The sequence below is a fragment of the Pseudomonas sp. LBUM1678 genome (genome assembly GCF_059695575.1).
In genome coordinates, this window is the sequence record NZ_CP166775.1 from 3,068,860 (window position 1) to 3,093,599 (window position 24,740).

The following is a 24,740-nucleotide window of genomic DNA, read 5'->3' on the forward strand; positions in this document are numbered from 1 at the left end:
AGCCCCTGAAAATCAGGGGCTCGTTTTTAGCGCGGCGAAGAAACCGTCAACATCTGCCCAGGCTTCAACGCCTGGCCGACACGCGGGTTCCAGCGCTTGAGGTGTTGCATCTCGACATTGAAGCGCTTGGCGACTATGTACAACGAGTCACCTTGCTTGACTTTGTACTGGGTCTGCGGCTTTTCTTTGGACGCCTTGCTGTTTGCCTTGCTGTTCGCCGCCACGACCGTGTTAACGCGACCGCCGCTGCTGCGCTTGTTGGTGTCCTGCATCACCAGGGTCTGGCCGACCTTGAGGTTCTTGCCGGTCATCTTGTTCCAGCGCTGCAGGTCCTTGACGTCGACCTTGTTGGCCTTGGCGATGGCCGCGAGGTTGTCGCCGCGTTTCACGCGGTAGGCACGTTTGAGGCTGGCAATTTCGGATTCATCAGCACCTTCGAAGACCGGTTTGATCTGCTTCTTGCTGATCAACTCTTCAGGACGCATGGTCGAGAGGCTGGCGGTCAGCAATTGCGCCTTGGACGTTGGCACCAGCAAATGCTGGGGACCGTCGATGGTGGTGCGCTGTTTGAAGGCCGGGTTGAGCTGGAACAGTTCGTCTTCGTCGATGTTGGCCACTGCGGCAACCTTGGACAGGTCCATGCGCTGGTTGATTTCGACGACCTGGAAGTACGGTTCGTTGGCGATCGGGTTGAGGTTCACGCCGTAGGCTTCGGGGGCCAGCACGACCTGGGACAAGGCCAGCAACTTCGGCACATAAGCCTGGGTTTCCGCTGGCAGCGGCAGGTTCCAGTAATCGGTTGGCAGGCCAAGTTTTTCGTTGCGCTCGATGGCGCGGCTGACCGTGCCTTCACCCGCGTTGTAGGCTGCCAGGGCCAGCAACCAGTCACCGTTGAACATGTCGTGCAGGCGGGTCAGGTAATCCATGGCCGCGGTGGTCGAGGCGGTGATGTCGCGACGGCCATCATAGAAACGGGTCTGACGCAGGTTGAAGTAACGCCCGGTGGAGGGGATGAATTGCCACAAGCCAACCGCGTTGGCCCGGGAATAGGCCATCGGGTTGTAGGCGCTTTCAATCACCGGCAACAGCGCCAGTTCCAGCGGCATGTTGCGTTCTTCAAGGCGTTCGACGATGTAATGAATGTAGAGGCTGCCACGTTCACCGGCGTTTTCGAGGAAGGACGGGTTACTGGCGAACCACAGGCGCTGTTGCTCGATGCGCGGGTTGACGCCCAGGCTGTCCTGCAACTGGAAGCCCTGCCGCATGCGCTCCCAGACATCTTGTGGAATTTGTGGAGTCGGCTTTTCGCTAAGCCAGATAGTTTTCTGCTTGGCTCGCGCGGCAATATTCGGAACGTGTGTCGCTTCGGTCTGCGGCACATGGCTGGAACAGCCCGCCAGAGTGGCGGACACAGCCACCGCTATGGCTTGAGCCAAGCGGGTCAATGCGTCTGAATTGATGGCTTTACGAATAGATGACGACATTGGCTGGAAGTAAGTTCCGGGCAAAAATGTCGGGCGATTCTAGAAAGCGTACCCCTTGCGGTCAACCATTCAGAATTTTTGTACCAACGGGCCGGCTAGTTAGAACTTATCTTTCCAAGCCCGAAGAGCAGCAAAGACCGCACTCGGAGCCCGGTTTTGGGTTCCATTCCGTTCGTCCACTTTTTCTTTAACGGATGTTTCGTCGACACGCAAAAAGGGGTTGGTCTGCTTTTCAAGCGCCAGAGTAGAGGGCAGCGTCATGATTCCGGCTTCACGTTGCGCGGTGACTTTTTCCAGACGTGCGGCAGTGTCCGGGTTGCCCGGTTCGACCGCTGCGGCAAACTTCAGGTTGCTCAGGGTGTATTCGTGGGTGCAATAGACCAGCGTATCTTCAGGCAGGGCAGCGAGGCGGCTCAGCGAGGTGTGCATCTGCTCTGGCGTGCCTTCGAACAAGCGCCCGCAACCGGCGGCAAAGAGGGTGTCGCCGCAGAACAGCAGGCCGTGATGGTAATAGGCAATATGTCCCAGAGTATGTCCGGGAACGGCGAAGACATCGAAGTCCCAGCCCAGCACGTTGACGCGATCGTTGTCCTTGAGCGCCATATCCCGCATCGGGATGGTTTCGCTGGCCGGGCCGTAGACTTTCGCGTCCGTCGCTTTTTTCAGCTGCTCGACGCCGCCGACATGATCATGATGGTGATGAGTGATCAGAATATCGCTCAATACCCAACCCGGATGCGCTGCCAGCCAGGCTTGCACGGGCGCAGCATCTCCCGGATCGACCACAGCGCAGCGATGGGTGTTGTGGTCTTGTAACAACCAGATGTAGTTGTCGGTGAAGGCGGGCAGGGCACTGATCTGTATCATCGTCGAATTCGCCAAGCGGAAAACAATGGCGCATCTTAGAACTTCCTGGCGCGTTGGAGAATGCAATGACCGATAAAGCGTTCGCTCAGGCCGATCCTGACTGGCTGGCATTGATCAGCGCAGCCCGTGAATGGCTGTCCGGCCCCATCGGGCAATTTTTGCTGGACGAAGAACGACGCATGCTCGAAGACGAGCTGGGCCGCTTCTTCGGTGGCTACCTGGTGCATTACGGTCCGTCCGCCCAGACGCCACCGTCTGCACCGCAAGTACAACGCAATGTGCGGCTCGGTGCACCGTTGCCGGGTGTCGAGATCGTCTGCGAAGAGCAGGCCTGGCCGTTGAGCGAGCACGCCGCTGATGTGGTGGTGATGCAGCATGGTCTGGATTTCTGCCTGTCACCCCACGGTTTGCTGCGTGAAGCCGCGAGCAGCGTACGGCCCGGCGGGCATCTGCTGATCATCGGGATCAATCCGTGGAGCAGCTGGGGTTTGCGCCATGTGTTTGCCCACGATGGGTTGCGCAAGGCGCGCTGCATCTCGCCGTCGCGGGTCGGCGACTGGCTGAATCTACTGGGCTTCGCGCTGGAGAAACGCCGCTTCGGGTGCTATCGTCCGCCGCTTGCGTCACCCGCCTGGCAGGCTCGTTTGGCCGGTTGGGAGCGCAAGGCTGGTGACTGGCAACTGTCGGGTGGCGGCTTCTATTTATTGGTGGCGCGCAAGATCGTGGTGGGCCTGCGGCCGGTCCGTCAGGAGCGGCGCGAACCGATGGGCAAGCTGATTCCATTGCCGATGGCCAAGGTCAACCGTCGCAACATCGAACCGTAAGACACTCTTTATTTCCCGGCCGGGTTCGCCCCGGCCTCGGGCATCGTCGGTCACTGATCGGCGAGCCACCGCATTTTCTGGATAGATTGGCATGAGCGATAGCGTAGAACTGTTCACCGACGGCGCCTGCAAAGGCAACCCTGGCCCTGGCGGCTGGGGCGCATTGCTGGTGTGCAAAGGCGTGGAAAAGGAACTGTGGGGCGGCGAAGCCAATACCACCAACAACCGCATGGAGCTGATGGGCGCGATCCGCGGCCTGGAGGAGCTCAAGCGTTCCTGCGACGTGCTGCTGGTGACCGACTCCCAGTACGTGATGAAGGGCATCAACGAGTGGATGGACAACTGGAAGAAGCGCGGCTGGAAAACGGCGGCGAAGGAACCGGTCAAAAACGCTGACTTGTGGAAATTGCTGGACGAGCAGGTCAACCGCCACAACGTCACCTGGAAATGGGTGCGCGGGCACATCGGCCACCACGGCAACGAACGGGCCGACCAACTGGCCAACCGTGGCGTGGATGAAGTGCGCGGGTACAAACAAGCTTGAGCCTCAGACTGATCGTTCCCATGCTCCGCGTGGGAATGCAGCCCGGGACGCTCTGCGTCCCATTGGAACGCGGAGCGTCCCTTGAAGTATTCCCACGCAGAGCGTGGGAACGATCATGTGACGGGTTCACAGCATCAAGATCGCACTCGCCAGTTGTTGGTCGGTATAGGACTTTTCCGGAATCACCCCACGAATCCGCAAAAACGCCGCCTCGATCCGCGCCCCGCGGATCGCCCCCTCGCTCGCCACAAACGCTGCCGCATCATCTTTCGCCGCCAGCACAATCTTGTCATCGCTGAATGACCCGCTCGTGCCTTTGCTCGAGCTCAGCGTCAAACTAACCGTCACGTCAGTACTGATCACCAAACTGGTGGCCTGCGCGCCCGTACCCCACAAGCAGGTACTCAATAATAGAAATCGTGCGGTCTTCATGGCGGACTCAATCCCTTGGAAACAAGCACCGCACGCTAACAAGCCGTACTACTCCAGACTTTATGAACATTGCTAATGTTTGTTAAAAACTGCATGAGCGTCAGTCACCTGGCTGTGCGCGCGCCGGATCCCGCGAGCGTGTTAACATCGCCGCTTTTGCACGATTGACCCGTTGAGAGCTGAGCACTGATGGCCACCAGATCCGTTGTACTCGATACCGAAACCACCGGCATGCCGGTGACCGACGGCCACCGGATTATCGAAATCGGTTGTGTCGAGTTGATCGGTCGGCGCCTCACGGGCCGGCATTTCCACGTTTACCTGCAACCGGATCGCGAGAGTGACGAAGGCGCCATCGGCGTCCACGGCATCACCAACGAATTCCTCGTGGGCAAACCGCGTTTCACTGAAGTGGCCGATGAGTTTTTCGAATTCATCAAGGGCGCGCAGCTGATCATCCATAACGCGGCGTTCGACGTTGGCTTCATCAACAACGAATTCGCCTTGATGGGCCAGCACGATCGTGCGGACATCACGCAGCATTGCTCGATCCTCGACACCCTGATGATGGCCCGGGAACGTCACCCGGGACAGCGCAACAGCCTCGATGCGTTGTGCAAACGTTATGGCGTCGACAACTCTGGCCGTGAACTCCACGGCGCCTTGCTCGACTCCGAGATCCTCGCCGACGTTTACCTGACCATGACCGGCGGCCAGACCAGCCTGTCGCTGGCCGGTAATGCGTCCGATGGCAACGGTTCCGGCGAAGGCGCGGACAACTCAGCCACCGAAATCCGCCGCTTGCCAGCCGATCGCCAGCCGACCCGGATCATCCCCGCCAGCGAAGACGACCTGGCCCGGCACGTAGCGCGTCTGGAAGCCATCGCCAAGTCCGCCGGCGCCCCATCGCTGTGGCAGCAACTGGTCGAGGCCAAGGCGCAGGCTTGACCTGTCAAATATCGTGGCCAGGCATTTGTTGAGTAGAACCGGCACACGTGGCCTGTAGCAGCTGTCGAGCTGCGCGAGGCGGCGTCCGGCGACGAAGTCGTCGTAAACCCTGCGAATGCGATTTTCCTGGCACTCCGCGGGAATGGTCTCACGACGACTTCGTCGCCGGACGCCGCCTCGCGCAGCTCGGCAGCTGCTACAAAGGGCCAGCGTCTCTATTTCAGCTAGTGTTTGATGGCCACATGATGGTGCACTCATTGACCCGCTTCGGGGCATCGACGCTCGCCACATCCGCTTCAACCCTCTACCCTGAGCATATTGGCAGGCCACGGTCTGCAGCCTCAGGACACTGAGCCCCATGTATAAAGATTTGAAATTCCCGGTTTTGATCGTCCACCGCGACATCAAGGCCGACACCGTCGCCGGCGATCGCGTGCGTGGCATCGCCCGGGAGCTGGAGCAGGAAGGCTTCAGCATTGTTTCGGCGGTGGATTACACCGAAGGACGGCTGGTTGCTTCGACCCATCACGGCCTCTCCTGCATGTTGATTGCCGCTGAAGACGCCAGCGCCCATTCGCATCTGTTACACAATATGGCTGAGCTGATCGGCCTGGCGCGGGTGCGTGCGCCGGACTTGCCGATCTTCGCGCTGGGCGAACAAGTAACGCTGGAAAACGCTCCGGCCGACGCCATGGCCGAGCTCAATCAGCTGCGCGGCATTCTCTATCTGTTCGAAGACACCGTGCCCTTCCTCGCCCGGCAAGTGGCCCGGGCGGCCCGCAAATACCTTGATGGTCTGCTCCCGCCCTTTTTCAAGGCGCTGGTGCAACACACCGCCGACTCCAATTATTCCTGGCACACCCCCGGACATGGCGGCGGCGTGGCGTATCACAAGAGCCCGGTCGGCCAGGCCTTTCACCAGTTCTTTGGGGAAAACACCCTGCGTTCGGACCTGTCGGTATCGGTGCCGGAATTGGGCTCGTTGCTCGATCACACAGGTCCACTAGCCGAGGCGGAAGCCAGGGCGGCGCGCAATTTCGGCGCCGACCACACCTTTTTCGTGATCAATGGCACCTCGACCGCCAACAAAATCGTCTGGCATTCGATGGTCGCTCGCGACGACCTGGTGCTAGTGGACCGCAACTGCCACAAGTCGGTGCTGCACTCGATCATCATGACCGGCGCGATTCCGCTGTACCTGTGCCCGGAGCGCAATGAACTGGGGATCATCGGCCCGATTCCGCTGAGCGAATTCAGCCGCGAGTCGATTCAGGCCAAGATCAACGCCAGCCCGCTGACCCAGGGCCGTGAGCCCAAGGTCAAGTTGGCCGTGGTGACCAATTCGACCTACGACGGCCTGTGCTACAACGCCGAGTTGATCAAGCAGAAACTGGGCAACAGCGTCGAGGTCCTGCATTTCGACGAGGCCTGGTATGCCTACGCGGCGTTCCACGAGTTTTTCGCCGGCCGTTACGGCATGGGCACGTCCCGTACTGAAGACAGTCCGCTGGTTTTCACCACGCACTCCACGCACAAGCTGTTGGCCGCGTTTAGCCAGGCTTCAATGATTCATGTTCAGGACGGCGGTGCGCGGCAACTGGACCGCGACCGCTTCAATGAAGCGTTCATGATGCATATCTCGACATCGCCGCAGTACAGCATCATCGCGTCGCTGGACGTCGCATCGGCGATGATGGAAGGCCCGGCCGGGAGCTCGCTGTTGCAGGAGATGTTCGACGAGGCGCTGAGCTTTCGCCGGGCCCTGGCCAATTTGCGTCAGCACATCGCTGCGGATGACTGGTGGTTTTCCATCTGGCAGCCGCCCTCGGTGGAAGGCATCGACCGTGTTGTCACCGGAGACTGGCTGCTGCAACCCGACGCCGACTGGCACGGCTTTGGTGGCGTGACCGACGATTACGTGTTGCTCGACCCGATCAAGGTCACCCTGGTCATGCCCGGCCTGACGGCGGGTGGTGCACTGAGCGAGCGCGGGATTCCGGCGGCGGTGGTCAGCAAGTTTCTGTGGGAACGTGGGTTGGTGGTCGAGAAGACTGGCCTCTATTCATTCCTGGTGCTGTTCTCGATGGGCATCACCAAAGGCAAATGGAGCACGCTGCTGACCGAGTTGCTGGAGTTCAAGCGCAGTTACGACGCCAATGTCAGTCTGGCTACGTGCCTGCCGTGCGTGGCGCAACAGAACGTCGCGCGTTATCAAGGCATGGGTTTGCGGGATTTGTGCGATCAATTGCACGCCTGTTATCGCAGCAATGCTACGGCTAAACACCTCAAGCGCATGTACACCGTGCTGCCGGAAATCGCCATGAAGCCGGCGGACGCCTATGATCATTTGGTGCGTGGTGAAGTGGAGGCGGTATCGATCGATGCCCTGGAGGGGCGAATTGCCGCGGTGATGCTGGTGCCGTATCCGCCAGGTATCCCGTTGATCATGCCGGGTGAGCGGTTCACCGAGTCGACCCGGTCGATCATCGATTACCTGTCGTTTGCTCGCACGTTCGATAGTAGTTTCCCCGGGTTTGTCGCTGATGTGCATGGACTGCAACACGAAGACGAGGGCAATGGACGGCTTTACACCGTTGATTGCATCAAGGAGTGAGGACCTTTCCCAGCATGCAACCGATCATGAATCCCAAATACCCAGGCCTCTCGGTGCGTGTCGCCGACGAGGGTTTCGCGCCTTATATCTGGGGCAGCGACTTCAGTTTTGAAGTCGCGGCCTATGGCGCAGCCGAAATCGGCAAGCCAGTGGAGCAGTGGCCGGTAACGCCGATCACCCCTTATCGAAAGTGCTACGGCATTGATCCCGAAGAGTTCAGCAGTTTCCGCGATGCGGCCGACAGTGCGGTGTTCATGGCTTATCTCGATGACGAGCCCGTCGGCCATCTGGTGGTCAGCACCAATTGGAACGGCTTCGCTCATATCGACGAGTTGGCCGTGCATGCGCCGGCGCGCCGGCACGGTGTGGCCAAGGCGTTGCTGGACGTGGCGCAGTTCTGGAGCCGCAAGAAGAAACTGCCGGGCATCATGCTCGAAACCCAGAACAACAATCTGGGTGCCTGTCGACTGTATGAGCGCTGTGGTTTTGTGATTGGCGGGATCGATCATCTGCGTTATCGCGGCATTGACCCGAATACCGCCGAAGTGGCGCTGTTCTGGTATCGCTTGTTCGATAATCCGCTGGAAAATCCGCTCAGCTCGACAACATCGCCGCGGCTTGTACCGTGATGATCTCCAGCAGCACCTGAACGGCGGGCATTGGCTCGCCGTTCTTCAGGGTCAGGGCATACAGGCTGATCGGTACCGCAGGCGCCAGCGGGCAAGCATCCAGCCCGCTCGACTTGGCGCCGAGGGCGGTAAACGGGTCGACGATCGCCAGGCCTTCGCCGGCCTCGACCATGCTGCGCATCATTTGATGAGTCTGCACCCGCGTCTGGATGACCGGGGCAGGGCGCAAGGCATGCAATTTATTATCGAGCGCCGGGCTCAGCGGATCATGACCTTCCAGGCCAACCATCGACTGGCCGGCCAGGTCCTGCAACGAAATGTACTTCTGTTTCGGTTGCAGCCAGCCATGGGGCGCCAATAGCTGAAGTTTGCCCTGGGCAATCACCTGGCAATGAATGTCGGCGTGGTCGGGATCATGCAGGCTCAGCCCCAGATCGCTTTCACGCAGCAGCAGGCTTCTGACGATCTCGCGGGTGGGTTGGCTCAGCAGGGTGCAAGGCGCATCGGGAAGGCGTCGGCGCAGGGCCGCGATGCTGTGGGGCAACAACTGTTGCGCCAACGGCGGGGTGCAGATGATGCGCAGCGGGTGCGCCTGATATTGCTTGAGGCTGCTGGCCATTCGCTGGACCGGCTCAAGCGCGTCGTAGACGTGGGCGATTTCAACCTGTAGCTCCCGCGCCTCACGTGTTGCCTGCAGACGTCCACGCACGCTGGAAAACAGCATGAATCCCAACTGGTCCTCGGCGTCGCGCAGAATGCTTTCAACCTCGGCCACCGGCAACTGCAGCCATTCGGCGGCGGTGCCCAGGTGACCGGTCTGCAGGAGCGCGTGGATCACTTCGATATGACGTAAACGCATGCGTGAAGTCCATGTTCAGCAGGTGAGGGAGTCAGTGACTGAATCCTAACTCAAGTGCGCGCATATGACTTCTGCTCATAACGCAGGGTTATGAGGCGGTGGTGGTTTCCGGCCGGCTGCCGACGTAGGTGTCAGGCTCGCGCACGATGGTGATGTTCGATTGCACCAGCAGAAATTGGTTGTCGTCGAGCTTGTTGACGCGATCGCCAATGGCCAGTTTGTAGGTGGTCACAGGCACCGAGCCAGTGAGGCCGTCATGCGAGGGGGTGGATTCCTGGAACTCATGCACGGAATAAACGCGGCCTTCCGCGTCTCTTGCATGGAACTGACCGACGAGTACTGCTGCCATCTGCTTAGAACCTCTGGAGATAAATCACTCAATTTGCGGTTCTGTAGACCGTGGTTAAGCGAAGTAAGTTTTCCTACAGGAAAAAAATAGTCATGGGCGGTGAATTCAACAGCCCACTGGGTGAATCGTCATCTATAACTACAAGTCTTTCCACCGAACAGTCGAGAATCTTCCATGAGCAACGTCTACACGATCGCCGTACTGGTCGGCAGCTTGAGAAAGGAATCGATCAACCGCAAGGTTGCACTGGCCCTGGCCGACCTGGCGCCTGACAATCTCAAGCTCACCATCGTCGAAATCGGCGATCTGCCGCTCTACAACGAAGACATCGATGGAACTTCACCGCCGGCAGCCTACAGCACTTTCCGACAACAAGTGAGTTCATCCGACGCAGTGCTGTTCGTCACCCCTGAATACAACCGCTCGGTGCCGGCGCCGCTGAAGAATGCGATCGACGTGGGATCGCGCCCGTATGGCAAGAGCGCATGGAGCGGCAAGCCAGGAGCGGTGATCAGCGTTTCACCGGGCGCTGTCGGCGGGTTTGGGGCCAACCATCATTTGCGCCAGTCCATGGTGTTTCTGGACGTGCCGTGCATGCAGCAACCGGAAGCCTACCTGAGTGGTGCGGGTTCGGCGTTCGATGAGGCGGGCAAATTGTCCGAATCGGTGAGGCCGTTCTTGCAAAAGTTTATCGATGCTTATGGAAAGTGGGTCGAGCAACACAAAAAAGAGTGACTGGAAAACCCGTGTAGCAGCTGCCGAGCAGCGCGAGGCTGCGTTCGGCGACGAAGTCGTCGTAAACCTTGCGAGTGCGGTTTTCCTGATGCACCGCAGGGTCTGATTTCACGACGACTACGTCGCCGGACGCAGCCTCGCGTTGCTCGGCAGCTGCTACAAAGACCAAGTTTTCAGTCTTTGCTTTACTGCATATTCGAAATTCCATATATTCACGCCTCGTTTGTCCAGAGGCGTGTTCCTTCATGTCCAGCTCTCGCAACCCCGTCGATATCTTCAAGGCCCTGGCCGATGACACCCGCAGTCGAATCGCACTGTTGATCGCCCGCGAAGGCGAGTTGTGCGTGTGTGAGTTGACGGCCGGGCTGGAGCTTAGCCAGCCAAAGATCTCCCGTCATCTGGCGCAGTTGCGCAGCAATGGATTGCTGACGGACCGGCGTCAGGGGCAGTGGGTTTTTTATCGCCTGCACCCGCAATTGTCGCCGTGGGTCATCACGCTGTTGCAGGGCGCACTGGCCGATCACGCTGAGTGGCTGGCCGCTGATGTCGACCGTTTGCAGGCTATGGCTGATCGCCCGGTACGCTGCTGCTAATCCCCCGATTTTTCTTTAAAGGCTGCTCCGCATGCTCATCGCGTCGCTGATTTTTCTGCTGACAATCACCCTGGTGATCTGGCAACCCAAAGGCCTGGGAGTGGGCTGGAGTGCGGTATTCGGCGCAGTGCTGGCGCTGATTTTCGGGGTGGTGCACCTGGGTGACATCCCGATTGTGTGGCAGATCATCTGGAACGCCACCGGCACCTTCGTGGCACTGATCATCATCAGTCTGCTGCTGGACGAGGCGGGGTTCTTTGCCTGGGCAGCCTTGCACGTGGCCCGCTGGGGGCGGGGCAGCGGGCGCAAACTCTTTGCTTATATGGTGCTGCTCGGCGCGCTGGTGTCGGCATTGTTTGCCAACGACGGCGCGGCGCTGATTCTGACGCCGATTGTGATTTCCATGCTGCTGGCGCTGCGCTTTTCCCCGGCCGCCACCCTGGCGTTCGTGATGGGCGCCGGTTTCATCGCCGACACCGCGAGCCTGCCGTTGGTGGTGTCGAACCTGGTGAACATCGTTTCGGCGGACTTCTTCAATATCACCTTCAACCGTTATGCGGCGGTCATGATTCCGGTCAACTTCGTCAGTGTCGCCGCCACGCTGGCGATGCTGATGTGGTTTTTCCGTCGTGACATTCCCAAGGATTACGACCCCGAACAACTGGAACTTCCGTCAACCGCGATCCATGACAAGACCACGTTTTATGCCGGTTGGGTGGTGCTGGTGATTCTTCTGCTCGGCTGCTTTGCCCTTGAACCGCTGGGCATTCCGATCAGCGCCATTTCCGCCGTGTGCGCGGCGTTGCTGCTGGCCATCGCCGCCCGTGGCCACAAGATTTCCACGCGCAAGGTAATTAAAGAAGCACCGTGGCAGATCGTGATTTTCTCTCTGGGCATGTACCTGGTGGTGTATGGCCTGCGCAATGCCGGGCTTACCGGGTATCTGGCCGGGTGGCTGGATGGGTTTGCGAATTACGGCGTTTGGGGCGCGGCCATGGGCACGGGCGTGCTGACGGCGCTGTTGTCGTCGATGATGAACAACATGCCGACAGTGTTGATTGGTTTGCTGTCGATCGATGCAAGCCAGGCCACAGGGGCAGTGAAGGAGGCGATGATTTATGCCAACGTTATTGGCAGCGATCTGGGGCCGAAAATTACCCCGATTGGTAGCCTGGCGACGTTGCTGTGGTTGCATGTGCTGCAGCGCAAGAATATTCAGATTGGCTGGGGGTATTACTTCAAGGTCGGGGTTGTGTTGACGGTGCCGGTTTTGTTGGTGACCTTGGCGGCTTTGGCTTTGCGGTTGTCCATCTAGACCGGGGCGACCCCTTCGCGGGCAAGCCTCGCTCCTACAGGGATTTGGTGAGCGCAGAAATCCTGTAGGAGCGAGGCTTGCCCGCGAAGGGGCCAGTCCAGCCACTACAAATCTCAACCACTACCCGGCACATTCGGCCAAAGATCCGCCACCAGAAACAACCGCTCCGCTTCCTCCCAATCTCCCTCTGCATTCTCGATCAGCCGCACCATCAACTGCGCCGGGGCCAAAGGCTCCAGATCGTTGAGCCACGCATTCAACTGCTCGGTATTCCAGGTCTGTTCCACCGGATAATGCGCCGGCGCCAGCCAGGCATGGCGGGGCAGGGGTTGCCAGCGGCCGAACGGGCGCTGCACGACAAAATCCGCCCAGTCCTTCTGATGCAGCCAGCTGCCGCGCAAATGCTGCGGATGCGCGCCGTTGGGTGGTTCGGCTTGTCCTGGCCACGGATACAACAGATAGCCGCCCAGCCACAAATGCGCGCTGAACTGCTGGATATCCAGCGCCGCCAGCACCTCGCGGCTTTCTGGTCGGGCGGAAATCGGTAACTGATGTTGCGTCAGGTGCGCCAGTTTGCGGTCCAGACGATCATGACAACCCGGCCCGAGCCACTGCGCCGTGTCGTGTCCGTCACCCTTCTGCGGGCCCAGATAAAGTTTGATTGCCAGTTCCAGGTGATGCACGCCATCACGGTCGCGCAACAGCATGTCCAGCTCACCCAGCGTGTGGCCTTCGCGGCGGATCGGCATGTTGGCGGCAATCAACTCGATACCCGGCGCATGACGCACGGCGTATTGCCACAGTCTTTCGTAATACAGGCCCAGTCGCCGGGTCCTGGCCTGTGCCAGCCAGTGCAGCAAGTCATAACTGTCACGGTCGAGTTGTCTCAGCCACTGTTCCAGCCGCTCCGGCGCCCGCACCCAGTCGCTGCCGGCCAGCGGATGGCGTTGCGGCCACGGGGTGATGTCGAGCATCGGCGGCGCGAGGATGACCCAGGCCAGGTCGCGCACTTCGGGGTGGCGCAACTGGTGGGGTAACTGGAGCAAATCGGGAAATAGGATCATCTTGCGAGCATAGCCCTAAACATGAGTACACCCTTGTGGCTGAAAGGATTTTGTCTATCCCGCGCTTTCGACCATAATCGAGTTTTTCACCGTCGCGCAGGAACCTCATGGAGCAATTTCGTAATATCGGCATCATCGGTCGCCTGGGCAGTTCGCAGGTGCTGGATACCGTCCGCCGACTGAAACGGTTTCTGCTCGATCGTCACCTGCACGTGATCCTCGAAGACACCATCGCCGAAGTCCTGCCGGGTCATGGCCTGCAAACCTCGTCACGCAAGATGCTCGGCGAAGTATGTGACATGGTGATTGTGGTCGGCGGTGACGGCAGCCTGCTCGGCGCCGCGCGTGCCTTGGCCCGACACAATATTCCGGTGCTCGGCATCAACCGCGGCAGCCTCGGCTTCCTGACCGATATTCGCCCTGATGAACTGGAAGTCAAAGTCGCCGAAGTGCTCGACGGCCACTATCTGGTGGAAAACCGCTTCCTGCTGCAAGCCGAAGTGCGACGCCACGCCGAGGCCATCGGCCAGGGCGACGCACTGAACGACGTGGTGCTGCACCCCGGCAAATCGACGCGGATGATCGAATTCGAGCTGTACATCGACGGCCAGTTCGTCTGCAGCCAGAAGGCTGACGGCCTGATCGTCGCCACGCCCACCGGTTCGACCGCCTACGCGCTGTCGGCGGGCGGACCGATCATGCACCCCAAGCTCGATGCTATTGTGATTGTGCCGATGTACCCCCATACCTTGTCGGGCAGGCCGATTGTGGTCGATGGCAACAGTGAGCTGAAAATCGTCGTGTCCAAAGATATGCAAATTTACCCGCAAGTCTCCTGTGACGGGCAGAACCATTTCACCTGCGCGCCGGGTGACACCATCACCATCAGCAAAAAAGCCCAGAAGCTGCGGCTGATTCACCCGCTCGACCACAACTACTATGAGGTCTGCCGGACCAAGCTTGGCTGGGGCAGCCGGTTGGGTGGTGGAGGCGACTGATGCTCGATCCCGCGCGTAGCTACGACCTGATCGGTGACGTGCACGGTTGCGCTCTGACCCTTGAGCACTTGCTCGACCGGCTCGGTTACCACAAACAAGGTGGCGTCTGGCGGCATCCGTCGCGCATGGCGGTGTTCGTCGGTGACATCATTGACCGCGGCCCGCGGATTCGCGAGGCGCTGCACATCGTCCACGACATGGTCGAGGCCGGTCAGGCGCTGTGCATCATGGGCAACCATGAATTCAACGCCCTTGGCTGGGCCACGCCGGCGCCGCCGGGCAGCGGCAAGCAGTTCGTGCGCGAACACACGCCGCGTCACGCGCGCCTGCTCGGTGAAACCCTGACCCAGTTTGAAGATCATCCCGGTGACTGGCATGACTTCCAGCAATGGTTCTACGAATTGCCCTTGTTCGTGGATGCCGGACGATTCCGGGTGGTGCACGCCTGCTGGGATTCCGGCCTGATCGAACCGCTGCGAGCGCTGTTCCCCAATGGCTGCGTCGACGAACATTTCCTCCAGGCCTCCGCCGTGCCGGGCAGTTTCGCCTGCACCGTGTTCGATCGCTTGCTGCGTGGCACCGACATGCGTCTACCCCACGGGCTGACCATGACCAGCGGCGATGGCCTGACGCGATCGTTCTTCCGCACCAAGTTCTGGGAAGATGACCCGCAAACCTACGGAGACATTGTGTTCCAGCCTGACGCCTTGCCCGACCCCGTGGCCCAGACGCCACTGTCGTCCACCGAAAAAAATACCTTGCTGCGTTACGGCGTCGATGAGCCGCTGTTGTTCGTTGGGCACTACTGGCGCAGCGGTAAACCGGCACCGATCCGCCCGAACCTGGCCTGCCTGGATTACAGCGCGGTGCTTTACGGCAAACTGGTCGCCTATCGTCTGGATCAGGAAACCCGTCTCGACCCGCAAAAATTTGTCTGGGTCGATGTCGAGCGGCCGGAGGTGCTGCAATGAGTACCGTTGCCGTTTTACGTCTGCCGCTGGCGGTGGATTTGAGTGGGTTCGTCAAATTGTTGCAACGCATGCAGGTGCCGCATCGGGTCAGCGAAGAGGCGGGCGAGCAGGTGCTGTGGGTGCCGGCCAATATCAGCGAAGACGTTCGCTCCTTATATGAACGTTTCCCGGCGGGCGACCCGGATCAGCAGCTGGACATTCCGGTCGCGCAAACCACCAAGCGGCCCGGTTTCGTCGAGCAGCTGCGTCATGCCAAGGCGACCGGGTTGGTGTTGCTGCTGAGCCTGATTGTCGGTGCGGTGACGCTGCTGGGCGAAAACCTCGACACGCTGCGCTGGCTGACCTTCCTCGATTTCCGCATTGTCGGCGAGTACATCCATTTTGTGCCCTTGGCTGACAGCCTGGCGGCGGGGCAGTGGTGGCGCCTGGTGACGCCGATGCTGATCCACTTCAGCATCCTGCACCTGGCCATGAACGGCATGTGGTACTGGGAGCTGGGCCGGCGTATCGAGTCGCGCCAGGGCAGCATCAACCTGATCGGCCTGACCTTGCTCTTCAGCCTGGTTTCCAACTACGCCCAGTTTGTTTTCAGCGGTCCGACCTTGTTTGGCGGGTTGTCCGGTGTGCTGTACGGCTTGCTCGGGCATTGCTGGATTTTCCAGTTGTTGTCGCCGAACCCGGCTTATCGCCTGCCGCGCGGTGTGCTGGTCATGATGCTGGTGTGGCTGGTGCTGTGCCTGTCGGGGCTGGTCTCGATGATCGGTTTCGGTGAAATCGCAAACGCCGCCCACGTCAGCGGGTTGCTCGTCGGATGCTTGACCGGTTTGTTGGGTGGTTTGTACAACCGCCGTAAACTGGCCGTCTAAATCAGTTATGTATTAAAGAGCGGAGCCCTTGATGTCCTCTTTTAACGAAATGATTCAAAACATCACCCCCGATATTTACCAGAGCCTGAAACTGGCGGTGGAAATCGGCAAATGGTCCGACGGTGGCAAACTCACCGCCGAGCAACGCGAACTGTCGTTGCAAGCGATGATCGCCTGGGAAATCCAGAACCTGCCCGAGGAAGAGCGTACTGGCTACATGGGCCCGCAGGAATGCAGTTCGAAGTCGATCAGCGTGCCGAACATCCTGTTCAAGTCGGATGCCGTCCATTGATTGAGATTGGCCGCGGTGCAATCAGCAAAATGTCGGCGCGCCTTGACGGGCCGAACGTGCAATACGCGTTTCGTCTGGATGACGTCGAGGTGCCGGTCAATCCATTGATCGGCTCCACGGTGCGTCTGGAATACCTGGGGGCGATCCATTGCTCCCATTGCGGGCGCAAGACCAAAACCAGTTTCAGCCAGGGCTATTGCTACCCGTGCATGACGAAACTGGCGCAGTGCGATCTCTGCATCATGAGCCCGGAGCGTTGCCACTACGACGCTGGCACTTGCCGTGAGCCGGAGTGGGGCGAGAAGTTCTGCATGACCGATCACATTGTGTATCTGTCGAACTCATCCGGGGTTAAGGTTGGGATTACCCGTGCCACCCAACTGCCGACTCGCTGGATCGACCAGGGCGCCCGTCAGGCATTGCCAATCATGCGCGTCTCGACCCGCCAGCAATCGGGTTTCGTCGAAGACCTGTTCCGCAGTCAAGTGGCGGACAAGACCAATTGGCGTGCTTTACTCAAGGGCGACGCGGTGTCGGTGAACCTGGCCGAGGTCCGCGATCAGTTGTTCGACAGTTGCGCCGAAGGGTTGCAAGGTTTGCAGGAACGATTCGGCCTACAAGCAATCCAGACTATTGCCGATGTAGACGTCCTCGAAATCCGCTATCCGGTCGAGCAATACCCGGCCAAGATCGTCAGCTTCAACCTGGACAAGAATCCGATTGCCGAAGGCACGCTGTTGGGGATCAAGGGCCAGTACCTGATTTTTGACACCGGCGTGATCAATATTCGTAAATACACGGCTTATCAGCTCGCCGTGCATCAGTAAGGACTCCAGCATGCGCACCGAACAACCGAAGATGATTTACCTGAAGGACTATCAGGCGCCCGAGTACCTGATCGACGAGACGCACCTGACCTTCGAGTTGTTCGAGGACCACAGCCTGGTCCATGCGCAACTGGTGATGCGCCGTAATCCTGATCGTGGCCCGGGCCTGCCGCCGCTGGTGCTGGATGGCCAGCAACTCGAACTGCTGTCGGTCACCCTGGCCGACAACGAGTTGAGCGCAGCCGACTACCAATTGACCGAAAACCACCTGACCCTGCACCCGACCAGCACCACGTTCACGGTCGATACCAGCGTCAAGATCCACCCGGAAACCAACACTGCGCTGGAAGGCCTGTACAAATCCGGCACGATGTTCTGCACCCAGTGCGAGGCCGAAGGCTTCCGCAAGATTACTTATTACCTCGACCGCCCGGACGTGATGAGCACCTTCACCACCACGGTCGTCGCCGAGCAGCACAGCTATCCGGTGTTGCTGTCCAACGGCAACCCGATTGCCTCAGGTCCTGGCGAAGAGGGCCGGCACTGGGCGACCTGGGAAGACCCGTTCAAGAAACCGGCCTACCTGTTCGCGCTGGTGGCCGGTGACTTGTGGTGCGTCGAAGACACCTTCACCACCATGAGTGAGCGCTCCGTCGCGCTGCGCATTTACGTCGAGCCGGAAAACATCGACAAATGCCAGCACGCGATGAATAGCCTGAAGAAGTCGATGCGCTGGGACGAAGAGGTCTACGGTCGCGAGTACGATCTGGACATCTTCATGATTGTCGCGGTCAACGACTTCAACATGGGCGCCATGGAGAACAAGGGCCTCAACATCTTCAACTCCAGCGCCGTGCTGGCCCGCGCCGAAACCGCGACCGACGCCGCGCACCAGCGTGTAGAAGCGATCGTCGCCCACGAGTACTTCCACAACTGGTCGGGCAACCGCGTGACCTGCCGCGACTGGTTCCAGTTGTCGCTCAAGGAAGGCTTCACCGTGTTCCGCGATTCTGGTTTCTCCGCCGATATGAACTCGGCCACCGTGAAGCGCATCCAGGACGTGGCTTATCTGCGTACCCATCAGTTTGCCGAAGACGCAGGTCCCATGGCTCACGCCGTGCGCCCGGACAGCTTCATCGAGATTTCCAACTTCTATACCCTGACCGTGTACGAAAAGGGTTCGGAAGTGGTCGGCATGATCCACACCTTGCTCGGCGCCGAAGGCTTCCGCAAAGGCAGCGACTTGTACTTCGAACGCCATGACGGCCAGGCCGTGACGTGCGATGACTTCATCAAAGCCATGGAAGATGCCAACGGTGTCGACCTGACCCAGTTCAAACGCTGGTACAGCCAGGCCGGTACGCCGCGTCTGGCGGTGAGCGAGTCTTACGATGCGGCAGCGAAAACCTACAGCCTGACCTTCCGCCAGAGCTGCCCGGCAACCCCGGACAAGGTGGAAAAACTGCCGTTCGTGATTCCTGTGGAATTGGGCCTGCTGGATTCGAAAGGGGCGGCCATTGCGTTGCGTCTTTCCGGAGAAGACCGCGTTCAGGGTACTTCGCGGGTCATTTCGGTGACCGAAGCCGAGCAGACCTTCACCTTCGTCGACATCGCCGAACAGCCGCTGCCTTCGTTACTGCGCGGCTTCTCGGCACCGGTGAAACTGAGCTTCCCGTACAACCGCGATCAACTGATGTTCCTGATGCAGCACGACAGCGACGGTTTCAACCGTTGGGATGCCGGTCAGCAATTGTCGGTGCAGGTGCTGCAGGAGCTGATCGCTCAGCAGCAGAAGGGCGAGAAACTGGTGCTGGATCAGCGCCTGATTTCTGCCTTGCGCACCGTGCTGTCCGACGAGACGCTGGACCAGGCGATGGTTGCGGAGATGCTTTCGCTGCCGGGCGAGGCGTACCTGACTGAAATCAGCGAAGTGGCTGACGTCGATGCCATCCATATCGCTCGCGAGTTTGCCCGCAAGCAATTGGCTGAGGGTTTGTTCGAAGCGTTGTGGCTGCGTTATCAGGCCAACCGTGACCTGTCGAAGAAGACCCCGTATGTGGCTGAGGCGGAGCATTTTGCGCGTCGCGCGTTGCAGAACATTGCGCTGTCGTACCTGATGCTCAGCGGCAAGCCGGAAGTATTGGCGGCGACGCTTGAACAATTCGAGACCAGCGACAACATGACCGAACGCCTGACGGCGTTGGCGGTGTTGGTCAACTCGCCCTATGAAGAAGACAAAGCCCGGGCGCTGGCGAGTTTTGCCGAGCACTTCAAAGACAATCCGCTGGTCATGGATCAGTGGTTCAGTGTCCAGGCGGGCAGCACGTTGCCGGGTGGTCTGGAGCGTGTTCGTCAGTTGATGGAGCATCCGGCGTTCAACATCAAGAACCCGAACAAGGTGCGGGCACTGGTCGGCGCGTTTGCCGGGCAGAACCTGATCAACTTCCATGCGGCCGACGGTTCCGGGTATCGCTTCCTGGCGGATCTGGTGATTGAGTTGAACGGGTTTAACCCGCAGATCGCTTCTCGCCAACTGGCGCCGTTGACTCGCTGGCGCAAATACGACGACGCGCGTCAGGCGTTGATGAAAGGTGAGCTGGAGCGGATTCGTGCTTCGGGTCAGCTGTCCAGTGATGTGTTTGAAGTGGTCAGCAAAAGCCTGGCTTGAGTTTGGCTGTGCTCCCTCGGGGTTCACTTGGGCCCTGTGGGAGTTGGCTTGGCTGTAATGGCGGCCTTCGGGCCGACCATGCTGTTGTTGACTGAGTACATATCCATTCCTGCGGTAACGGCGGCTTAGGGTTTCGCCCTTACGGCGACTCACTTTTTTTTCAAACCGGAAACGCCAAAAAAAAGTAAGCAAAAAAAGGCTCGCCCCGAGCGTCCGGCCCCTCGCTAAGGCTCGGCGTTCCTTCGCTCCGGTATCCATCCGGGGACACTGCCCTCCGGTTGGCTTCGCGCCACCTACATGCAGCGTGTTCGACTGCGTCGAACGGCGCTACGCGCCACTCCCCGGATGAACACCTCCACTCAGCCTCCCGAAAGGGGCGGGTGGATCAAGATCAAGAGCTGAAGGCGAGCTAACGCTCGGCCTGATGAGTGGTGAGAAACAAAAGCCGTACGTTGCTCTGCTTTATGTGGGAGCTGGCCTGCCAGCGAAGGCGGCCTGACAGCCGACCGATTTCTTGCAGGTGTACATCAATCCACTGTGGGGGTGAGCCTGCTCGCGATGGCGGTGTGTCAGGCAAAGCAATATTAATCGAACTACCGCAATCGCGAGCAGGCTCGCTCCTACAGTGTGAGGATGCTTTGGCTTTGGCTTTGGCTTTGGCTTTGGCTTTGGCTTTGGCTTTGGCTTTGGCTTTGGCTTTGGCTTTGGCTTTGGCTTTTGATCTTGATCTTGATCTTGATCTTGATCTTGATCTTGATCTTGATCTCTCGCCCCTTCGGCAGGCCGAGCGTAGGTGTTCATCAGGGGGTTAGGCGCGCAGCGCCGTGCGGCGAAGCCGCACACATCGAGAGGAGGTCGTCGCGAAGCAGACCGTAGGCGATGCCCCCTGATGGACACCGTAGCGAGGGAACGCGGAGCCTCAGCGAGGCGCCGTACGCCGGGGCGAAGCCTTTTGGTTCCTTTTTGGCGTTTGAAAAAGGGACTCGCTGTAAGAGCGAAACCGCCAGCCGCCGTTACCGCAGAAACGGATATGTACACTGAACACCGAACACCGAACACCGAACAAACTCAGAAACCCCAATCACCCCACCTGATACCCAATCATTCAACCAACCCCCCATCCACCTCAGGTTAACAAAACATAACGTGGCGTCGATTGTCAGACCTTTCCAAACCCCGATAGGATAAGCCAGCTTCCGAAGGGGCTCTAGATTGCGCATTTCAGGACTATGCTCCAGAACAGGCAATCCCGATGAGCACCCCTTACGGCGCCCAGAAAGGTTGAACGACCTAACAATAATAATGGGGGAAGGTCTATGAGTGAGCCTGTCATGGGTGTGGGTATTTGCCGCCCGCCGGCATTACGCAAGTTCGCGTTGCTGGCCACAGCGCTCTCGCTGTTGGGTTGTGCGGTGCTGTCGGCACCTGCGTTGGCCGCTGCGGCGCCAGCGTCCGACATTGTGTATTCCGTTGAATCAGCCAAAGCCACCAAGAGCCTGATGCTCGACGTCGTGCACGCCGGCAAGCGCCTGGTGGCCGTCGGGGATCGCGGGCACATTCTGTATTCTGATGACCAGGGTGCAACCTGGACCCAGGCCAAGGTGCCTACCCGGCAATTGTTGACTTCGGTGTTTTTCGCCGATGACAAACACGGCTGGGCCGTCGGCCATGACGCCCAGATCCTCGCCAGCGAGGACGGTGGTGTCACCTGGACCAAACAATTCGAAGAATTGAAACGCGAATCGCCGCTGCTCGACGTCTGGTTCCAGGACGTCAACAGCGGCTTTGCCGTGGGCGCCTACGGTGCGTTGATGGCCACCACTGACGGTGGCAAGCACTGGGAAGATGTCAGCGATCGCCTCGACAACGAAGACCAGTACCACCTCAACGGCATTGCGGCGGTCAAGGATGCCGGGCTGTTCATCGTCGGCGAGCAGGGCAGCATGTTCCGCTCCGCCGACTGGGGCCAGACCTGGGAAAAGCTTGAAGGCCCATACGAAGGTTCGCTGTTCGGCGTGATCGGCACCGCTCAAGCCAATACGCTGCTGGCCTACGGGTTGCGCGGCAATCTGTTTCGCTCCACCGATTTCGGCACCACATGGGAGCCAGTCGAACTCAAGGCTGCCCGCGGTGCGCTGGAGTTCGGTCTGTCCGGCGCAACGCTGCTTGACGACGGCTCCATCGTGATTGTCGGCAACGGCGGCTCGGTGATCCGCAGCAACGACAACGGCGAAACCTTCAGCGTGTTCAACCGTCCGGATCGCATTTCCGTTTCGGCAGTGACGGCGGCAGGCAACGGCAATCTGATCCTGGCAGGACAGGGCGGCGTTCGCGTCACCTCGTTAACCGGCGCCAGCGCAGAGAATGGCAAAAACGGGTCGTCCAAATGAGCCGGGCAAATAATAAGAAGGCGGGTCTATGACATCCTTGAGCAGTCATCACCAAGACAAGGCGACGTTTCTTGAACGCCTGATTTTCAACAACCGCCCGGCAGTGATCGTCATCTGCCTGCTGGTCAGCATCTTCCTGTTCTGGCAGGCGACGCTGATCCGGCCGTCCACCAGCTTCGAAAAAATGATCCCTCTGGAGCATCCATTCATTCAAAAGATGATGGAGCACCGTAACGATCTGGCGAACCTGGGCAACACGGTGCGCATTTCGGTGGAAGCCACCGATGGCGACATCTTCTCCAAGGAATACATGGAGACCCTGCGTCAGATCAACGACGAGGTGTTCTACATTTCCGGTGTCGACCGTTCCGGCCTCAAGTCGTTGTGGAGCCCGAGCGTACGCTGGACCGAGGTGACGGAGGAGGGTTTCGCCGGTGGCGAAGTGATCCCGCAGAGCTATAACGGCTCCCAGCAAAGCCTCGACCTGCTGCGCAACAACGTGCTCAAGTCCGGTCAGGTCGGACGTCTGGTGGCCAACGACTTCAAGTCGAGCATCGTCGATATCCCGCTGCTGGAGTCCTACCCGGACCCGCAGGACCAGGGCAAGCTGCTGGCGCTGGACTACCGCAAGTTCTCCCACGAGCTGGAAGATAAGATCCGCGACAAGTTTGAAGCGCAGAACCCTAACGTGCAGATCCACATCGTCGGTTTTGCCAAGAAAGTCGGCGACCTGATCGATGGCCTGGTCATGGTGGTGATGTTCTTCGGCGTCGCCTTCATCATCACGTTGATCCTGCTTTACTGGTTCACCAACTGCATGCGCAGTACCGTGGCAGTGTTGAGTACCACGCTGGTGGCGGTGGTCTGGCAGTTGGGTCTGATGCACTTCTTTGGTTTCGGACTCGATCCTTATTCGATGCTGGTGCCGTTCCTGATCTTCGCCATCGGTATCTCCCACGGCGTGCAGAAGATCAACGGTATCGCCTTGCAGTCGAGCGAGGCGGACAATGCCTTGACCGCCGCACGGCGGACGTTCCGTCAGTTGTTCCTGCCGGGGATGATCGCGATCCTCGCGGACGCGGTGGGCTTCATCACGCTGCTGATCATCGACATCGGTGTGATTCGTGAACTGGCCATCGGCGCATCGATTGGTGTGGCGGTGATCGTGTTCACCAACCTGATCCTGCTGCCGGTAGCGATCTCCTACGTCGGTATCAGCAAACGCGCCGTAGAACGCAGCAAAAAAGACGCACACCGCGAACACCCGTTCTGGCGCCTGTTGTCGAGCTTTGCCAGCCCGAAAGTCGCACCGGTGTCGATCATCCTGGCCTTGCTGGCCTTCGGTGGCGGCCTCTGGTACAGCCAGAACCTGAAGATCGGTGACCTCGATCAGGGTGCTCCCGAGTTGCGTCCGGACTCGCGTTACAACAAGGACAACAACTTCATCATCAGCAACTACTCCACCAGTTCCGATGTGTTGGTGGTGATGGTCAAGACCAAGTCCGAAGGCTGCTCGCGCTACGAAGCCATGGCGCCGATCGACGAACTGATGTGGAAGATGCAGAACACCGAGGGCGTGCAGTCGGCGATCTCCCTGGTGACCGTGTCCAAGCAGATGATCAAGGGCATGAACGAGGGCAACCTGAAATGGGAAACCCTGTCGCGCAACCCTGACGTACTGAACAACTCCATCGCCCGTGCCGATGGCCTATACAACAACAGTTGCTCCCTGGCGCCGGTGCTGGTGTTCCTCAACGACCACAAGGCCGCCACCCTGGATCGCGCGGTGCATGCGGTGCAGGACTTCGCCAAGGAAAACAACAAGGACGGCCTGGAATTCATCCTCGCGGCGGGTAACGCGGGCATCGAGGCGGCCACTAACGAGGTGATCAAGGAGTCCGAGCTGACCATCCTGATCCTCGTCTACATCTGCGTCGCGACCATGTGCATGATCACCTTCCGTTCCTGGGCGGCGACTTTGTGCATCGTGCTGCCGCTGGTGCTGACGTCGGTACTCGGCAACGCCCTGATGGCCTTCATGGGCATCGGCGTGAAAGTCGCGACCCTGCCGGTGGTGGCGCTGGGTGTAGGGATTGGCGTGGACTATGGCATCTACATCTATAGCCGTCTGGAAAGCTTCCTGCGTGCGGGCCTGCCGTTGCAAGAGGCGTACTACCAGACGCTGAAGTCCACCGGTAAAGCCGTGCTGTTCACCGGCCTGTGCCTGGCGATCGGCGTGTGCACCTGGATCTTCTCGGCCATCAAGTTCCAGGCCGACATGGGCCTGATGCTGACCTTCATGCTGCTCTGGAACATGTTCGGCGCATTGTGGCTGTTGCCAGCGCTGGCACGGTTCCTGATCAAGCCGGAGAAACTGGCGGGGCAGAAGGGCAACTCGCTGTTCGCTCACTAAACTTCAGGCAGTGCCAAAAGCCGCAACCTCAGGTTGCGGCTTTTTTATGGGCGATTGA

At 59.4% G+C, this 24,740-nt stretch carries 23 protein-coding genes; 17 read left to right on the plus strand and 6 right to left on the minus strand.

Annotated features, from left to right (window positions below; all coding sequences use genetic code 11):
* Window positions 1-26: 26 nt before the first annotated feature.
* Window positions 27-1,484 (minus strand): transglycosylase SLT domain-containing protein, encoded by a 1,458-nt coding sequence (locus ACA070_RS14190; protein ID WP_497451670.1) that lies wholly within the window; start codon window positions 1,482-1,484, stop codon window positions 27-29.
* Window positions 1,485-1,583: 99 nt separating this feature from the next.
* Entirely contained in the window at window positions 1,584-2,351 is a 768-nt protein-coding gene (gene gloB, locus ACA070_RS14195; RefSeq protein ID WP_497451671.1) for a hydroxyacylglutathione hydrolase, read from the minus strand.
* Between the two features lie 65 nt (window positions 2,352-2,416).
* On the opposite strand from gloB, the gene ACA070_RS14200 reads away from it, so the two are divergent.
* Entirely contained in the window at window positions 2,417-3,175 is a 759-nt protein-coding gene (locus tag ACA070_RS14200; RefSeq protein WP_131062911.1) for a class I SAM-dependent methyltransferase, read from the plus strand.
* A gap of 91 nt (window positions 3,176-3,266) precedes the next feature.
* On the plus strand, window positions 3,267-3,719 hold the full coding sequence (gene rnhA, locus ACA070_RS14205; protein WP_008028618.1) for a ribonuclease HI: 453 nt from the start codon (window positions 3,267-3,269) through the stop codon (window positions 3,717-3,719).
* Window positions 3,720-3,845: 126 nt separating this feature from the next.
* Here rnhA and ACA070_RS14210 read toward each other — a convergent pair whose 3' ends face one another.
* Window positions 3,846-4,151 carry a DUF2388 domain-containing protein gene (locus ACA070_RS14210; RefSeq protein WP_497451672.1) on the minus strand — a complete coding sequence of 102 codons (306 nt, stop codon included), beginning with the start codon at window positions 4,149-4,151 and terminating at the stop codon, window positions 3,846-3,848.
* A 189-nt stretch (window positions 4,152-4,340) separates the two neighbouring features.
* On the opposite strand from ACA070_RS14210, the gene dnaQ reads away from it, so the two are divergent.
* From dnaQ to ACA070_RS14225, 3 genes are all read left to right on the plus strand, one after another.
* Complete coding sequence (gene dnaQ, locus ACA070_RS14215) at window positions 4,341-5,099, plus strand: DNA polymerase III subunit epsilon (RefSeq protein WP_010459800.1); 759 nt, start codon at window positions 4,341-4,343, stop codon at window positions 5,097-5,099.
* A gap of 358 nt (window positions 5,100-5,457) precedes the next feature.
* Window positions 5,458-7,713, plus strand: a complete 2,256-nt coding sequence (locus tag ACA070_RS14220) for an Orn/Lys/Arg family decarboxylase (protein WP_497451673.1) — start codon at window positions 5,458-5,460, stop codon at window positions 7,711-7,713.
* 14 nt (window positions 7,714-7,727) lie between these two features.
* Window positions 7,728-8,342: a GNAT family N-acetyltransferase gene (locus tag ACA070_RS14225; RefSeq protein WP_462027382.1), complete on the plus strand. Its 615-nt coding sequence runs from the start codon at window positions 7,728-7,730 to the stop codon at window positions 8,340-8,342.
* Here ACA070_RS14225 and ACA070_RS14230 read toward each other — a convergent pair.
* Window positions 8,308-9,201: a LysR family transcriptional regulator gene (locus ACA070_RS14230; protein WP_497451674.1), complete on the minus strand. Its 894-nt coding sequence runs from the start codon at window positions 9,199-9,201 to the stop codon at window positions 8,308-8,310. The genes ACA070_RS14225 and ACA070_RS14230 overlap by 35 nt on opposite strands.
* Before the next feature lie 88 nt (window positions 9,202-9,289).
* Window positions 9,290-9,550: a hypothetical protein gene (locus tag ACA070_RS14235; protein WP_497451675.1), complete on the minus strand. Its 261-nt coding sequence runs from the start codon at window positions 9,548-9,550 to the stop codon at window positions 9,290-9,292.
* Window positions 9,551-9,724: 174 nt separating this feature from the next.
* Between ACA070_RS14235 and ACA070_RS14240 the strand changes: the two genes are divergently transcribed.
* The 3 genes from ACA070_RS14240 (at window position 9,725) to ACA070_RS14250 (ending at window position 12,193) form a co-directional block, all read left to right on the plus strand.
* Complete coding sequence (locus ACA070_RS14240) at window positions 9,725-10,285, plus strand: NADPH-dependent FMN reductase (protein ID WP_497451676.1); 561 nt, start codon at window positions 9,725-9,727, stop codon at window positions 10,283-10,285.
* Between the two features lie 245 nt (window positions 10,286-10,530).
* On the plus strand, window positions 10,531-10,878 hold the full coding sequence (locus tag ACA070_RS14245) for a metalloregulator ArsR/SmtB family transcription factor (RefSeq protein WP_497451677.1): 348 nt from the start codon (window positions 10,531-10,533) through the stop codon (window positions 10,876-10,878).
* 31 nt (window positions 10,879-10,909) lie between these two features.
* Window positions 10,910-12,193, plus strand: coding sequence for an arsenic transporter (locus tag ACA070_RS14250; RefSeq protein WP_461985958.1), 1,284 nt, complete (start codon window positions 10,910-10,912; stop codon window positions 12,191-12,193).
* A 113-nt stretch (window positions 12,194-12,306) separates the two neighbouring features.
* On the opposite strand, the gene ACA070_RS14255 is transcribed toward ACA070_RS14250, so the two are convergent.
* Window positions 12,307-13,257, minus strand: coding sequence for a DUF1853 family protein (locus ACA070_RS14255; RefSeq protein ID WP_497451678.1), 951 nt, complete (start codon window positions 13,255-13,257; stop codon window positions 12,307-12,309).
* Window positions 13,258-13,364: 107 nt separating this feature from the next.
* On the opposite strand from ACA070_RS14255, the gene ACA070_RS14260 reads away from it, so the two are divergent.
* The 9 genes from ACA070_RS14260 to ACA070_RS14300 all read left to right on the plus strand — a co-directional run bounded on the left by ACA070_RS14260 (window position 13,365) and on the right by ACA070_RS14300 (window position 24,682).
* On the plus strand, window positions 13,365-14,255 hold the full coding sequence (locus ACA070_RS14260) for an NAD(+) kinase (protein WP_010459816.1): 891 nt from the start codon (window positions 13,365-13,367) through the stop codon (window positions 14,253-14,255).
* On the plus strand, window positions 14,255-15,226 hold the full coding sequence (locus tag ACA070_RS14265) for a metallophosphoesterase (RefSeq protein ID WP_497451679.1): 972 nt from the start codon (window positions 14,255-14,257) through the stop codon (window positions 15,224-15,226). Before ACA070_RS14260 ends, ACA070_RS14265 begins: the two co-directional genes overlap by 1 nt.
* On the plus strand, window positions 15,223-16,092 hold the full coding sequence (locus ACA070_RS14270; protein ID WP_497451680.1) for a rhomboid family intramembrane serine protease: 870 nt from the start codon (window positions 15,223-15,225) through the stop codon (window positions 16,090-16,092). Before ACA070_RS14265 ends, ACA070_RS14270 begins: the two co-directional genes overlap by 4 nt.
* 31 nt (window positions 16,093-16,123) lie before the next feature.
* Complete coding sequence (locus ACA070_RS14275) at window positions 16,124-16,384, plus strand: YeaC family protein (protein WP_090183249.1); 261 nt, start codon at window positions 16,124-16,126, stop codon at window positions 16,382-16,384.
* A complete protein-coding gene (locus ACA070_RS14280; RefSeq protein ID WP_461973993.1) occupies window positions 16,381-17,211 on the plus strand; it encodes a DUF2797 domain-containing protein in 831 nt (276 codons plus the stop codon). The genes ACA070_RS14275 and ACA070_RS14280 overlap by 4 nt, the downstream gene beginning before the upstream one ends.
* 10 nt (window positions 17,212-17,221) lie before the next feature.
* The gene (gene pepN, locus ACA070_RS14285; protein WP_497451681.1) at window positions 17,222-19,879 is read left to right on the plus strand and encodes an aminopeptidase N; all 2,658 of its coding nucleotides are present in this window, start codon (window positions 17,222-17,224) and stop codon (window positions 19,877-19,879) included.
* 566 nt (window positions 19,880-20,445) lie between these two features.
* Complete coding sequence (locus ACA070_RS14290; protein WP_497451682.1) at window positions 20,446-20,691, plus strand: hypothetical protein; 246 nt, start codon at window positions 20,446-20,448, stop codon at window positions 20,689-20,691.
* Window positions 20,692-21,195: 504 nt separating this feature from the next.
* Complete coding sequence (locus ACA070_RS14295; RefSeq protein ID WP_497451683.1) at window positions 21,196-22,269, plus strand: WD40/YVTN/BNR-like repeat-containing protein; 1,074 nt, start codon at window positions 21,196-21,198, stop codon at window positions 22,267-22,269.
* Window positions 22,270-22,297: 28 nt separating this feature from the next.
* Complete coding sequence (locus tag ACA070_RS14300) at window positions 22,298-24,682, plus strand: efflux RND transporter permease subunit (RefSeq protein WP_497451684.1); 2,385 nt, start codon at window positions 22,298-22,300, stop codon at window positions 24,680-24,682.
* The last annotated feature ends 58 nt before the right edge of the window (window positions 24,683-24,740 follow it).